The sequence below is a fragment of the Natronosporangium hydrolyticum genome (genome assembly GCF_016925615.1).
GTDB classification, from domain to species: Bacteria; Actinomycetota; Actinomycetes; order Mycobacteriales; family Micromonosporaceae; genus Natronosporangium; species Natronosporangium hydrolyticum.
Genome location: NZ_CP070499.1, coordinates 161,146 through 174,536 on the forward strand (window position 1 = coordinate 161,146; position 13,391 = coordinate 174,536).

Consider the following 13,391-nt stretch of genomic DNA (forward strand, 5'->3'; position numbering starts at 1 on the left):
GCGCCGACCCGGTGGGTTACACGCTCTCCGGGGTGGCGGCGCTGGCACGGAGCGGGTCGCGGGCGGCGGCGAACTCGATCCGCGGGAGCTCCTGGTGCAGATCGAGCAGGCCCCAGCTGCGGCGCAGCGCTGGGCTCGCCTCGGCGATCACGATCCGCAGCTCCGGCCGGCTGCGGGCCAGCCCCAGCAGCGCGTTGATCCCGGCCACCGCCACGAACGCCAGCCCCGCGGTGGAGAGGCGCAGCACCCGGCGGCCGGCGGCCGCGGTGCCGAGCAGGCGTCCGAACAGCTCCGCGTTGTCCAGGTCGACCTCGCCCGCCACGGCCCAGTCGTCGAGGCCGAGATGCCACACCCGCAGTCCCGGGTCGAAGGGCGCGGCGCCCACCCGCATCGGATGCACCGCCATCATCTCGGTGATCGTGGCGGGCGGGTAGGTGGTGCTGCGGTAGGCGCAGGCCACCGTCGCCCCCAGCTCGGCGGCGACCTCATCGAGGAGCAGCTCGAAGGTGGTGAGTTCGGCCGGCGTGGCCCCGATGCCGAGTAGCCAGTCCATGTCGGTGAGAATGCGCAGCCCGGAGCAGCCGGCCGCCCGGGCGGCGGCGTGCTCCTGCCGGATCATCCGATACATCGAGACCGGGTCGAGCGGCTCACCCGGCCGCATCGCCACGCTGGGATCGAGCCGGGTGACGGTGTCGTCGGCGGTCAGCTGGTCCAGCGTCGACTCCGGCGCGCACCAGAGTAGCCGCTCACCCTGCCGGCCGCCCTCGGCGATGAAGTCGGCGGCCCAGCCGTCGAACGGGGTGTCCGCGTCCACCGCCCAACAGAGGTGTGAACCACGACCTGCTGCGCTTGGCCGAGGAGCGACACCCACCCGGCGGTTGATTCCCCCCACCGGCTGACCGTAGCACCACGCGGGCCGGTTGCCGAGTGAAGAACCAGAAGCTGCTCGAACCGGGAGGCTAATCGGGGTCGACGAAATCGGGATTGCTCAGCACGAACTGGGCCATGTTGTCGTTGGCGGCCGCCTCGAACATCGCCAGGCTCTCGGCGGTGAGCAGCTCCACCGACTGCCCGTTGCGAGTGTCGGAGTTGTATTCTCCGCCGTTGGTTCGCAGCGAGATCAGGTCGTTGGGGCGGATGTTCCGGAGGGTGAACGCGAAGTCGAGCATCTCGACGTTGTTGGTGTCCACGATCAACGCGTCCCCGGCGGCGATCAGCAGACCATCGATCGTGGAGACGTTGTTTCGGACATCGCTGCTGACCGCCTGCGCGACCATCGCCTGCAGCAACTGCTGCTGGTTGCGCTGCCGGCCGTAGTCGCCCTCGCCGCTCTCCAGGTTCTTGCGCTGCCGGACATAGTCGAGCGCCTGCCAGCCCGCCATCTGCTGGCACCCCTCGTCGTACCGGACCTGCTCGGCGTTCCAGAGCAGGCCCTCGCGCCGGGCCCGGCCGACCCCCATCCGCTCGCCGTCCACCAGCACGAAGTGCTCCGAGACGGTGGGGTCGTTGACGCAGTACTCGATGCCGCCCATCTCGTCGATGATCCGTTCGAATCCCCGGAAGTTGACGATCGCGGCGGCGTTGAACGACAGCCCGGCGAGGTTGCTGAGGGTGCTCGCGACCGCCTGGGTGCCGCCGTCGATGCCGCCGTTCTCCTGCGCGCCCTGGAAAAAGGCATCCGTGATCTTCATCTCCCAGAAGCCCGGCACCTCGACCCAGCTGTCCCGCGGGATCGAGATCAGGTACGCCTGGTCGTGGCTGCTCGGCACGTGCAGCACGATGATCGTGTCCGAGCGCAGGTCGTCGGTGTCGTCCTCGCGGGCGTCCACTCCGAGCAGCAGGATGTTGAGCGGTCCTTCCAGCTCCTCACCCGGGTTGGCAGCGGTCTCGCCGAGCAGGTTCTCCTGCTGCACGTTGCCCGCGTACCGGTTGTTGAGCACCTCGAAGCCGGCGAGCGCCACCCCGCTGGGCAGCGCCAGCAGGGCACCCACCACGAGGGCCAGGATCGCCCAGAGCGGGGTGCGGCGGCGGCGTGGTTTGTCGCCGCCGGCGGCGCCGCGATCGGCCGGCCGGTCCGGTGGGGCGCCGGCGCCGCCGCGCCGCTCTGCCGCGGGCTCGGCGGAGGTGCGGCGGGTCGCCGACCCGCGCCCGCCGGCGGCGCTGCGGCGCTCCGCGGCGCTGCGGGGCCCGCTGCCGGCGCGGCCCGCGGGCCGGCTGGGGCCGCCAGCTGCGGGCGTGCCGCCGCCGTAGACGCGGCCGGAGTCGACGGGGGCGCGGCTCCGGCTGGACCGCCGTTGCCACTCTGGGTGGGGGGAACCCTGCATCTGCGGCACTCCTGGAGGGGTGGGAGTACGGCCGGCCGCCGTGGCCGGCACTCGCGCAACTTTAGGTGATCGTCGCCGGGAAGTCACCCCGATGTCCGGTCGAGCCGGCCGATCGGTCGATCGCCCGATGTCACCGGGTCAGTGGGGCTGGTCTCAATCGTCACCGACCCGATCCGGATTGTCGGCCGCCCACTGCGCCATCCGGTCAGCTCGCACCGCCTCGTAGAGTTCGGCGGCCGGGCCGTCGTCGGACAGCACCACGCTCTCGTCGCCCACGAAACCGGTGCCCGCGTGTGGGCTGGTGAGGAACGTGAGCCGGTCGCTACGCAGGTGCCGGAAATTCCAGCCGGTGTCGATCAGCGAGAACTCCTCATCCACTGTGAGGGTGCTGGTGGCGGTCTGTAGAAAAGCGTTCAGCTTGCTCGGATTGGTGAGCGTGCCGGTGCTCGCAGCCTTGTCCATCAGCGCCCGCAGAAACTGTTGCTGGTTGCGCATCCGGGTGAAGTCGCCGTCGGCGAACTGATAACGCTGCCGGATGTAGTCGAGCGCTTCCTCTCCGGAGAGTTCCTGCCGGCCCTCCTCGAAGACCCGCCGCTCACCGTGGATGGACTGGATGGTCTGCTCGATCTCCATCTCCACCCCGCCCAGGGCGTCGGTGACCTCCACAAACCCTCCGAAGTCGACCATCATGACGTGGTCGATCCGGACTCCGGTGTAGAGCTCGATGGTCTGCACCGCGAGCGGCACCCCACCGAACGCGGTCGCCGCGTTCACCTTCGCCTCCCGGTCGCCGGCGCTGCCGTCGGCGGTCGGCGGCACATAGACCCACAGGTCCCGGGGGATCGAGATGAGGTACGCATTGTCCTCGCTGGCCGGGATGTGCATCAGCATGATCGTGTCGGCTCGGTAGGCGTCACCGCTGTCGCCGTCGGGGTCGCGGGAGTCGCTGCCCAGCAGCAGAATGTTGCGGGTGCCAGCGTGCGCCTTGGTGGGCCGGTCACTCTCCGCGATCGGGCTGAAGGCGTCCACCCGGGACATGTTGTCTTCCAGCCCGCGGGCGTAGAGCCACCCCCCGCCGGTGGCCAACCCCAGCACCAGCAGCAGCGACAGCGCCACCGTCAGGAACACCTTGCGCCAGCGCCGGCGGGGACGGCCGACCAGGGCGGGTGGGTGCCCGGAGCCACCGGGCGGCCCGGGCGGACGGGGCGACCCGGGTGGTGGACCGGACGGACGGGGTGGACCGGGCGGCCGGGGCTGGCCGCCCGGCGGCACCGCGGCCCGGCCAGAGTTTTCCTGCGCCGGCACCTGCCCGCGCGCGTTGTAAGTCGCCACGCCCATAGGGTACGGCTCGCGGGCCACCCGGCCGGCGCCAGCTGGGTGCGGCGGCGGTTAGGCGAGCTGGCCGCGGAAGTGTTCGATGGTGCGCCGCAACCCGTCATCGGGGTCGATGGTCGGCTGGTAGCCCAGCCGGGTCCGGGCCAGGGTGAGATCCGGCCGGCGCATCTCCGGATCGTCGGCGCCGCGCTCGGTGAAGCTCACCTCAGATCGGCTGCCGGCGAGCGCGACGATCTTTTCGGCCAGCTCCCGCATGGACAGCTCGTGCTCGGTGCCGCAGTTGACCGGGCCTGGCTCGGTCGAGTCCAGCAACAGCAGGATCCCCCGCACCAGATCCTCGACGTAGCAGATCGCCCGGGTCTGGGCCCCGGTGCCGTGCACGGTCAGCGGCTGGTCCCGCAGCGCCTGGCTGATGAAGGTCGGGATGGCGCGGCCATCGTCCGGCTTCATCCGGGGCCCGTACGTGTTGAAGATCCGGACGATCGCGGTGTCCAGGCCGCGGGCCCGGTGGTAAGCCATGGTGGTCGCTTCCGCGAACCGCTTCGCCTCGTCGTAGACGCTGCGGACCCCGACCGGATTGACGTTGCCCCAGTAGGTCTCGGGCTGCGGATGCACCAGCGGGTCGCCGTAAGCCTCGGAGGTGGAGGCGAGCAGGAACCGCGCCTGGTCGGAGACGGCCCGGTCGAGCAGGTGGAAGGTGCCCAACGAGCCGACCCGCAGGATCTCGATCGGCAGGGCGGCGAAGTCGGTGGGGCTGGCTGGCGAGGCCATGTGCATGATCGCGTCGAAGCGGCCGGCGAGCGCGGGGTGGTGGGCCGGCAGCCCGTCGCTGAGGTCATGCTTGATCAAGGTGAACAGCGGGTTGCCGGCGAGGTGGGCGACGTTCTCGTCGGCGCCGGTGACGAAGTTGTCGACCGCGACCACGGCGCAGCCGCGGCCGATCAGAGCGTCGACCACGTGGGAGGGCACGAAGCCGGCGCCGCCGCTGACCAGGATCCGGTGGCCGTCGCCGAAGCGTGGGGCGATGAGCATGGTCAACAGCCTACTTGGGCAGTCTCCGGTAGCGACCGCGGTAATGGGTCAGCGGCTCGGCCTCAGCGCCGACGGTCACGGTCTCGATCACACCCTCGATCAGCCGACCCCAGCCACAGCTACGCTCGGTCTCCACCCGGCACCCCGCCCAGGTGCGCCCGTCGGCGAGCACCGGCCCGTACCCGGTCTCCTGCCAATCCTCGGTGACCTGCGTAAACAGCCCGCCAGGTGCGGGCGCCAAGCCGGCGAAACGGTCGGCCAGCCCCTGTTCATCTTCGGTTAACGGAAACACCGCGAACCGGCCGGTGGCCGCGACCGCCGACCAGAGCTCGGACTCGTCGTCGAGCAGCCCGACCACCCGGCCCGGGTCGCCGTCGGCGACGAGCAGCGAGGAGACGGTCAGCCCGGCCGGGCCGGGGGCGGTCCAGAGCGTGACCGGCGCCGGGAGCCGGCCCCGGAGCCGGCGCACCGGCGAGCGCTCCGGCTCAGGGGTGGCGAACGGGTCGGTGGTGTGAATGGTCACGAGGCGCTCCCAGGCTGGAGATCATTGCCGCGGGCTGACCGACCGCAGCAGCCACGGGCCACGGCGGTCGATGATGTCGCCCGCCAGGTAGCAGCCGAGCGCGGCCAGGCCGAGGCCGTAGCCAGCGCCGAGCGGGACCGCCAGCCACGGCCAAGCGTCCCCCAGTAGCGCGGCGGCGAGCAGGATCGGAGCGGTCACCACCCCGGCGGCGACGATCGCCACCAGCGCCAGCATGCTCTTGGACAGCCCGGCCCCGGTCGCGGTGGCGAACGGGTTCGACCCCTCTGGCAGCGCGTACGGCGCCAGCACCGAGAGCAGCGTGTTGATCGCCAGCCCGGTGCCGTACCCGGCGAGCAGCACCCCCCAGGCCGCCAGCGCGGTGGTGGCCTCTCCGCGCAGCACCGCCAGAAACACCCCCACCAGCAGCAGCAACGGCACCATCAGCAGGGCGTGGCCGAGCGCCCGGGCCCGCAGCTCCAGCCGGCCGCTGACGCCGGTGGTCAACTGTGCCGCGTACGCGGTGCCGTCGAACCCGAACTGGTTGGCCAAGACCGAGGCGGCGAAGGCCGCGACCAGCAGCATGCTGAACAGGTCCGCCATCGGCGACGTGGCGACGGCCAGCGGCTCACCCTCGGCGTCGACGATGACCCGCGAGCCGGCGGTGACCATCACCGGCACCAGTACGCCGATCACCGCGATCGTGATCAGGTTCGCTCGCCGCTTGGCGTCCCGCCACCAGTAGCGAACCTCTTTGGCGATCAGTGCGCCGGCCGGCTGCGCGGGTAGGCCGGGCAACCAGCGGGGCAACAACTGCCCGACCGCGCCACCGACGGCAGCCCGGTCCGCGCGGGCGGGGCCGCTGCTGTGGGCCGCGCCGACCAGCGCCGACTCCAGGCTGCGCGACCACCACCAGAGCAGCGCCGCCAGGGTCGCCACCCCGATCAGCAGCTTCGCGAGCGCCGCCCCGGCCGCTCCCTCCGACAGCTCCACCCCCACCGTGTACGGCGCGGCGAGCGGCGTCCAGCCGATAACCTGGGCGACGGCGGCGACCCGGTCCCAATCGGCCTCCCGGGCCGCGGACATCGCCAGGAACTGCATCGGGGCCAGCAGCGCGGCCACCCCGGCGAGCAGAATCCCGGCCAGGTCCCGGACCCGGCGCGACCGCAGCATGGTGGCGAACGCGCTGGTGACGGCGCGGCTGGCGGCGACGCAGACGAGCAGGCCACAGAGCACGCCCAGCAGCTGCCCCAGCGCGCCGACCACACCGCCGTGGGCGGCGGCCGGCACCACCAGGCCGAGCGTGGCGACCAGGGTGGCCGCCGCCGGGACGCTCACCAGCGCGGCGGTGAACAGGCCCGCCACGAGCTGCCGGCGGCGTAGCGGGAGCAGCGCGAACCGGGCCGGGTCGAGCGTGTCGTCGATGCCGAACCAGATCAACGGCAGCAGCATCGAACCGAGCGTCAGGATCGCCCCGGCGAACGCGGCGACCAGCAGCCGGATCTGGGCGTCGCCGGCGCTGCTCGCAACAAAGATCATGAAGCCGGCGAACGCCCACAGCACCGCCAGGATCATCCCGCCGAGGAAAGACAGCACCCGGCCGGTGCTGCCCTGCAGCCCGTTGCCGAGCATCCGGAGCTTGAGCCGGGCGAAGGCGCCGACCGAGACCCGCCGCGGTGGCGGTGCGGTCGCCGGGCCGGCCGCGGCCCGGCCAGCCGCGGTCAGGGGCGGCTGCGGGGTCACAGCCACGCGAGCTCATCCCCGGTCGCGGTGCGCCCGCCCACCGCCTCGACGAAGACCTCCTCCAGTCGCCGACCGGCCCGGACCTCGTCGACCGCGCCGACTGCCTTGATCGTGCCGGCGTCGAGGATCGCGACGTGGCTGCAGAGCCGCTCCACCACCTCCATCACATGGCTGGAGAAGACGACCGTGCCGCCGCCGGCGACGTACCGGCTGAGGATGTCTCGGATCAGCGCACCGCTGACCGGGTCGACGGCCTCGAACGGCTCGTCGAGCACCAACAGCCGCGGCGCGTGCAGCAGCGCACAGGCCAGTCCGATCTTCTTTTTCATCCCGGCCGAGTAGTCGACGACCAGGGTCCGGCCGGCCTCGGTGAGCGTCAACACGTCGAGCAGCTCCGCCGCCCGCTGGTCGACCACCGCCGGATCCATGCCGCGCAGCAGGCCGGTGTAGGCCAGCAGCTCCGGCCCAGAGAGCCGGTCGAAGAGGCGGACTCCGTCCGGTAGCGCCCCGAACTGCGCCTTGGCGAGGACCGGATCGGCCCACACGTCGTGACCGAGCACCCACGCCCGGCCCGCGTCCGGGCGGAGTAGGCCCACCGCCATCGACAGGGTGGTGGTCTTGCCGGCGCCGTTGGGGCCGAGCAGGCCGAAGAAGGAGCCTGCCGGCACGGTCAGATCCACCCCCGCCACCGCGACCTTGGCGTCGAAGGCCTTGTAGAGGCCCCGGACCGCCAGCGCCGGGCCGGGGGCCGAGGGCTCGTCGTGAAGTTCGGTCTCGTCGGGCACGGCCCCGATTGTAGGCGGGAGCAGGCAGCAAGCTCAGTAGGCGCCCTTCCGGGCGGTCACCACCCCGATCGTGCGCCACAGGATGTGCAGGTCGTAGGCGAGCGACCAGTTGTCTACATAGTAGAGATCGAGGCGGACCGCCTCGTCCCACGACAGGTCGGAGCGGCCGGATACCTGCCACAGCCCGGTGATGCCCGGGCGCACCAACAGCCGCCGCCGGACATCGCCGAGGTAGTCCCCGTCGTCGGCCGGCAACGGCCGCGGCCCGACCAACGACATCTCGCCCTTCAGCACGTTGATTAGCTGCGGCAGCTCGTCCAGCGAGCTGGCGCGCAAGAGTCGCCCGAATGGGAAGATCCGCGGGTCGTTACGGATCTTGAACAGCTGCCCGTCGGACTCGTTCTGATCCAGCAGCGCCGCCCGCCGCTCCTCGGCGTCGATGTACATGGTTCGGAACTTCCACACCCGGAAGGTCCGCCCCTCGTGGCCCACCCGGGTCTGCCGGAAGAACGCCGGCCCCCGGTCCGAGAGCTTGATCCCGACCGCGATCGCCGCGAACAGCGGGGTCAACACCAGCAGCCCCAGCGCGGCGGCCACCCGGTCGAGCATGTTCTTGCCCAGCCAGGCCATACCGGAGAGGGTGGGCTCCTCCACGTGCAGCAGCGGCAGCCCTTCGATCGGCCGGATGTGCACCCGCGGCCCGGCGATGTCGGTCAGCTGCGGCGCCACCACCAGATCGACCCCGCTGCCCTCCAGCTGCCAGGCGAGCTTGCGCAGCTCGCCCGGTTCGACGCTCACCGAGCCGCAGACCGCGATCGTGTCTGCCCCCAACTCCCGGACTAGCGGCAGCACATCTCCCCGGGCCGGGTGGACCGGCACCGGTGTGAGCAGGCCACGGGCGGCGCTGTACCCCTCGGTCAGCTGGATCCCCACCGGCACCAGCCCGGCCGCCGGGGTCCGGGCGACCGCGGTGCAGATCTCCATCGCCTCCGGCAGGGTGCCCACCAGCAGAGTGCGGTGGGTGGCGCTGCCGCGCCGCCGCCGCAGCACGTGCAGCGTCCGGCGGGCCAGCGTGCGGCCGAGCAGGATGAAGATGAACGCTGCAATTACTGCGGTCGCGACCGACAACCGCGACAGCTCGGTCTTGGTAGCGAAGGCGATGAACGAGACCGTGGCGGCGATCGCTACCGTCGCCCGGGAGACGCGTTTGTACTCCTCGGTGCCGAGCCCGAGATGTCGCCGGTCGTAGGCGCCGTTCGCCCAGAGCAGCATCCACCAGCCCAACGGCAGCAGGATGTAGGCGGTCGGATAGAACCACTCGTCCGCACCGTCGGTACGGAAACCTGCGTCAGCCTGGTCGAAGGCGGCGATCGCGAGCCAGCTCGCCAGCGCTACCGCGGCCCAGTCCAGCGCCAGCAGCGCCGCGATATACGGCCGGTGCCAACGGGACGCGCGCCGCCGCCGCCGCCAGGAGTTGCGCGGGACGCCGCCGTTGACATGGACCGCCGGCTGCGGGGCGATCTCGAAGCTCTTCGGGTCGGGCACGGCTTCCCCGCTCCTGGAAGTAGCCACCTCGCTACGGTTGTCCACCTCGCTGCGGCTCCGGCGGGTTGGGGCGGCTGGGCGCTGAACTGTCGTCATGTCGACAGGGAGTCTACGACTTAGGAATCAGCGCACGAGGCGGGACAGCCGTCGATCAGCCAGCGGTCTGCCTCCAGTCTGACAGCCTGGGCAGTATTGCAGGCTGGTATCGGCGAACGACACTTCCCGAATGGTGTCGCCGCAGCTGGGGCAGGGCAGGCCGGTGCGGGCGTGCACGGACAATCCCGAGCGTTTCTCGGCTTTTAGCGTGGCCGCTCGTTGCCCCACCGACCGGGTCACCGCTTCGGTCAGCACCCGGCCGGTCGCCTCGTAGAGCCGGGTCAGCTGCTCGTCGGTGAGCCGGCCAGTAAGCGCGAACGGGGAGAGCCGCGCCGCGTGGAGGATCTCGTCCGAGTAGGCGTTGCCGATCCCGGCGATGACCTCCTGGCTGGTGAGCACCCCCTTCACCTGACCGTTGCGGCTGCGCAAGCGCTCGGCGAAGGTATCCCGATCGACGGTCAGCGGGTCCGGCCCGAGCCGGGCCACCCCGGGCACCTGCATCGGATCCTCGACCAGATACATCGCCAACCGTTTGTTCGTCCCCGCCTCCGTCAGGTCGAACCCGGAGCCGTCGTCGAACCGGACCCGGACCGCTACCGGCCCCCGCCCCGGCTTCAGCGGGCCGGCGGCGAGCGACTCCCGGTAGTGCAGCCAACCAGCCCGCGCCAGGTGAACGACCAGGTGCAGCGGCGGATCCAGGGTCAGGTCCAGGAACTTGCCGTGGCGACCGGCGGTCACCACCGTCCGATCCGCCGCCGCGGTCACCGGCGGATCGTAGGTCTTCAACGCGCTGACCGCCACCACCTGCAGCTGGACAATGGTCCGGCCGGCGGCACGGTCGCGCAGGTAGGCGGCGAGCGCCTCAACTTCCGGCAACTCTGGCACGCCTGCCACGGTACTGCTCCGCGGCGGCGTCCGGTGGGGCACACTCTCAGATATGGCGGAACGTGACCCTAAGGGCACTGGGGGAAGTGGCAACAGTCCGGTAACATTTCGGGTCGGCCACCACGAACTGGTCATCCGGCGCCGATACGAAGTGTTGAGCATCGTCAACGACATGATGATCGGGGTCTGGTTCGCCGTCGGTAGCGTCTTCTTCTTCTACACCGCCACCGAAACCGCCGGGATCTGGCTGTTCCTCATCGGCAGCATCCAGCTGCTGATCCGGCCGATCATCCGACTCACCCGGAATCTGCACCTGCAGCGGATCACCAACTCGCCGACGAGCGTGCTGATGGGGTCGAGCCACGACTTCTGAGCCGAACCGCGTACCGTCGGCGCCGTGAAGGTGGTCGTCGCCCACAACCGTTACCGCACCGCCGCGCCGTCCGGCGAGAACCGGATCGTCGACATCGAGATCGAGCAGCTCGCCGGCGCCGGGGTCGAGGTGCTGCCGTTCCTGCGCAGCTCCGACGACATCCCCGCGCTGCCGGCGACGGGCAAACTGCTGCTGCCGATCTCGCCGCTGTGGAACCCGGGCGCGCAACGCGACCTCGCCCAGCTGCTGCGCGACCACCGGCCCGACGTGCTGCACCTACACAACCCGTACCCGCTGCTGTCGCCGTGGCTGGTCCGGACCGCCCACCGGTACGGCGTACCGGTGGTGCACACGGTGCACAATTACCGGCAGGTCTGCGCCTCCGGCATCTACTTCCGCGACGGCCAGGTCTGCCAGGACTGCCGCGGCACCCGGCTCGGCCTACCCGCGGTGCGGCACAAGTGCTACCGGGGGTCGGCGGCGCAGAGCGCACTGATGGCGGCGACGCTCACCCTGCACCGCCCGACCTGGCGGTCGGTCGACCGGTACCTGGCCCTCACCGACGCGATCGCCGAACACCTCCGCGGGTACGGCATCCCGGCCGAGCGGATCGTGGTGAAGCCGAACTCGATCCCGGACCCCGGCCCACCCGCCCCGCCGGGGGACGGGTTCCTCTTCGCCGCCGGCCGGCTCTCCCCGGAGAAGGGGCTCAGCCTGGTGCTCGACGGCTGGCAGCGGCACCCCGACGGGGCGCTAGGCACGCTACGAATCGCCGGCGACGGCGAGCAACGGGGGCTCGCCGAGGCGGCCGCCGCCGCCCGGGCGGACATCGACTACCTCGGCGTACTCGACCCGGCCGGGGTGCGGTCGGCGCTCGCCGCCAGCGCGGCGGTGATCGTGGCGCCCCGCTGGCACGATGTCCTCCCCACTGTGGTGATCGAGGCGCTCGCCGCCGGCCGGCCGATCCTCGGCACCGACCTCGGCGGGGTGCCCTATCTGGTGGGTGACGCGGGCTGGATCGCCCCGGCCGAGCCCGCCGCGCTCGCCGCGGCGCTGCCGACCGCCCGCACCGAGGCGGCGGTCCGGGCGGAGGCTGCCCGGGCCCGGTACGAGTCGACCTTCCACCCCGACGTCGTCACCGGCCAACTGCTGGAGGTCTACGAGAACCTGCGGGCTAGCCGGCGCTCGGTTGCCTGACCGACTCGATCACCCGGGGGTGGCTACTCGCCGACGACTTCTTGGGCGGTGGTAGCGGTGAGCGCGCGCCGGAGCCAACTGTCGAGCTGAGCGAGGTCGGTGCAGCCGAGGATGCGCTCCCGGACCCCGACCGGGACCGCGACCCCACGCGCCTCAAGCACCCCCAGCACCGCCCGGGCCTCACCACGGGCCTCGCCACGGGCCTCGCCGCGGGCCTCACCAAGCTCCTCACCCAGTCTGCGGTTCTGCTCCGCGATCTCCCGGAACAGCTCGCTGCGGAATTCGTGGTCGACGATGGTGGTCATGAACGCCTCCCAGCGAGCCCGGACCGGCGCCGGCAAACCGGCCAATACAACGTCATAGTACAAGATTGCTTGCTTGGGGCCGAGGAAACGAAGCGCCTCCGCCAACGCCGGGAAGGTCTCCTCCACGTCGGAGTCTTCGCCGTGGCAGATCGCGGAGAGCACCGCGAGCGCCGGGTTGCCGCGCGCCAGCTCAGGGTCGACCACGAGCGGCACATCGCGAGGAGTGAAGATCATCGGGCGTAAGCTGAGGCTCAGCCCGTCGTGCTCGAACAGATCGCGGTAGCGGCGCGCGATCGCCGGGTCGGGGCAGTAGACCACCAGCCCGGCGCTGACGTCCAGCTCGGCCTCCAGCTGCGCCACATAGAGCTTCCAGGTGCGCCGCTTGCTTTTGTCCCAGCCCCGCTGCACCTCCAGCACCACCGCGAGCAGCGCGTGGTCGGCCGGGTCGCAGTAGAGCAACATGCCGTCCGCGTGATAGGTGCGCGGCACCAACACCCGTACATCCGTCGCCTGAGTCCGGGTGTGGTGATAGTCCGGAACCTTGACGTCGAAGACGTTCGTGAGCAGCCAGGCCACCAGGTCCGGATCCAGTTTCGCCAGGGCCACTGGCGACTCATGTGCTGCGCTCGGCATGGCGGCCACAGTAGATTCGGCGCGCTAGTCCCGGTGGTCTTGGGGCTTGCGAAGGTGATCTCAATCCCAATCCATACTAATCGGATCCAAATCGGTCATCGCCCGAACGGCTCCGGCGACGCGGTCGTCGCCCAGGCCGTGGAGGTCGTCCGCCCGGTGCCGCAACGGTCCCGGCCCGGGTCGGGTCCATCCCCGCGCCACTCCGCCCGGTGCCGCGCGTCCTGCGCGATCACGTGTCCGGTTGGTGGGCACTACTGACTCCGTTGGGTTCCCGCCGGTTGCTCATCCTGCGTCGCCGCAGCTCAGGCGGTGCTGCAAGAGCGGTTGGCTCGCTGCCGCCGGCTGACTCGCGCCCGCTTGGTCGGCTGAGTGGTGATCCACTACGGCGACAAACCAAGCTGATACTGGCAAACCTGGCGCCACTCGACCCACCAAGTCGGGTGAGACGATCTGCCCGCCGAGTCGTATCCGACTTTGCTGGTTAAGCAACGGCTGTGAGCAGCGAGGAGGCGGTGGACTACGGGCGCCGATGCGCTGCTACCCAGGCTGCCGGCCCACTCGACGGCAGCTAGGTCTGTCATTCCGGAGTGCGATCCTGAGTTAGTTGATCAACTACCC

12 protein-coding genes are annotated in these 13,391 nt (G+C 71.1%); 2 read left to right on the forward strand and 10 right to left on the reverse strand.

The window, feature by feature from the left end; genetic code table 11:
- Nucleotides 1–16: 16 nt before the first annotated feature.
- The 9 genes from JQS43_RS00790 to JQS43_RS00830 form a co-directional block, all read right to left on the reverse strand.
- Complete coding sequence (locus JQS43_RS00790; protein WP_338037147.1) at nt 17–892, reverse strand: MEDS domain-containing protein; 876 nt, start codon at nt 890–892, stop codon at nt 17–19.
- Between the two features lie 67 nt (nt 893–959).
- Nucleotides 960–2,324: an LCP family protein gene (locus tag JQS43_RS00795; RefSeq protein WP_239677129.1), complete on the reverse strand. Its 1,365-nt coding sequence runs from the start codon at nt 2,322–2,324 to the stop codon at nt 960–962.
- Nucleotides 2,325–2,477: 153 nt separating this feature from the next.
- A complete protein-coding gene (locus JQS43_RS00800; protein WP_420847631.1) occupies nt 2,478–3,662 on the reverse strand; it encodes an LCP family protein in 1,185 nt (394 codons plus the stop codon).
- Between the two features lie 51 nt (nt 3,663–3,713).
- Entirely contained in the window at nt 3,714–4,691 is a 978-nt protein-coding gene (locus tag JQS43_RS00805) for a GDP-mannose 4,6-dehydratase (RefSeq protein ID WP_239677131.1), read from the reverse strand.
- A gap of 10 nt (nt 4,692–4,701) precedes the next feature.
- A complete protein-coding gene (locus JQS43_RS00810) occupies nt 4,702–5,214 on the reverse strand; it encodes a flavin reductase family protein (protein WP_239677132.1) in 513 nt (170 codons plus the stop codon).
- A 21-nt stretch (nt 5,215–5,235) separates the two neighbouring features.
- Nucleotides 5,236–6,936: an ABC transporter permease gene (locus JQS43_RS00815; RefSeq protein WP_239679588.1), complete on the reverse strand. Its 1,701-nt coding sequence runs from the start codon at nt 6,934–6,936 to the stop codon at nt 5,236–5,238.
- A 14-nt stretch (nt 6,937–6,950) separates the two neighbouring features.
- Nucleotides 6,951–7,739 (reverse strand): ABC transporter ATP-binding protein, encoded by a 789-nt coding sequence (locus JQS43_RS00820; protein ID WP_239677133.1) that lies wholly within the window; start codon nt 7,737–7,739, stop codon nt 6,951–6,953.
- 33 nt (nt 7,740–7,772) lie between these two features.
- Nucleotides 7,773–9,380: a sugar transferase gene (locus JQS43_RS00825; protein WP_420847632.1), complete on the reverse strand. Its 1,608-nt coding sequence runs from the start codon at nt 9,378–9,380 to the stop codon at nt 7,773–7,775.
- 27 nt (nt 9,381–9,407) lie between these two features.
- A complete protein-coding gene (locus JQS43_RS00830) occupies nt 9,408–10,265 on the reverse strand; it encodes an Fpg/Nei family DNA glycosylase (protein ID WP_239677135.1) in 858 nt (285 codons plus the stop codon).
- A gap of 52 nt (nt 10,266–10,317) precedes the next feature.
- On the opposite strand from JQS43_RS00830, the gene JQS43_RS00835 reads away from it, so the two are divergent.
- Together JQS43_RS00835 and JQS43_RS00840 are read left to right on the forward strand one after the other, a co-directional pair.
- Nucleotides 10,318–10,638 carry a YrhK family protein gene (locus tag JQS43_RS00835; protein ID WP_239677136.1) on the forward strand — a complete coding sequence of 107 codons (321 nt, stop codon included), beginning with the start codon at nt 10,318–10,320 and terminating at the stop codon, nt 10,636–10,638.
- 24 nt (nt 10,639–10,662) lie between these two features.
- The gene (locus tag JQS43_RS00840) at nt 10,663–11,835 is read left to right on the forward strand and encodes a glycosyltransferase (RefSeq protein ID WP_239677137.1); all 1,173 of its coding nucleotides are present in this window, start codon (nt 10,663–10,665) and stop codon (nt 11,833–11,835) included.
- 23 nt (nt 11,836–11,858) lie between these two features.
- Here JQS43_RS00840 and JQS43_RS00845 read toward each other — a convergent pair whose 3' ends face one another.
- Entirely contained in the window at nt 11,859–12,773 is a 915-nt protein-coding gene (locus tag JQS43_RS00845) for a hypothetical protein (protein WP_239677138.1), read from the reverse strand.
- Nucleotides 12,774–13,391: the final 618 nt, after the last annotated feature.

What these genes read in the sequence shown, in the direction of transcription:
- JQS43_RS00795 (WP_239677129.1), bottom strand. Translation starts at nt 2,324, where the DNA reads ATGCAGGGTTCCCCCCACCCAGAGTGGCAACGGCGGTCCAGCCGGAGC.
- JQS43_RS00800 (WP_420847631.1), bottom strand. Translation starts at nt 3,662, where the DNA reads ATGGGCGTGGCGACTTACAACGCGCGCGGGCAGGTGCCGGCGCAGGAA.
- JQS43_RS00805 (WP_239677131.1), bottom strand. Translation starts at nt 4,691, where the DNA reads ATGCTCATCGCCCCACGCTTCGGCGACGGCCACCGGATCCTGGTCAGC.
- JQS43_RS00825 (WP_420847632.1), bottom strand. Translation starts at nt 9,380, where the DNA reads ATGACGACAGTTCAGCGCCCAGCCGCCCCAACCCGCCGGAGCCGCAGC.
- JQS43_RS00835 (WP_239677136.1), top strand. Translation starts at nt 10,318, where the DNA reads ATGGCGGAACGTGACCCTAAGGGCACTGGGGGAAGTGGCAACAGTCCG.
- JQS43_RS00845 (WP_239677138.1), bottom strand. Translation starts at nt 12,773, where the DNA reads ATGCCGAGCGCAGCACATGAGTCGCCAGTGGCCCTGGCGAAACTGGAT.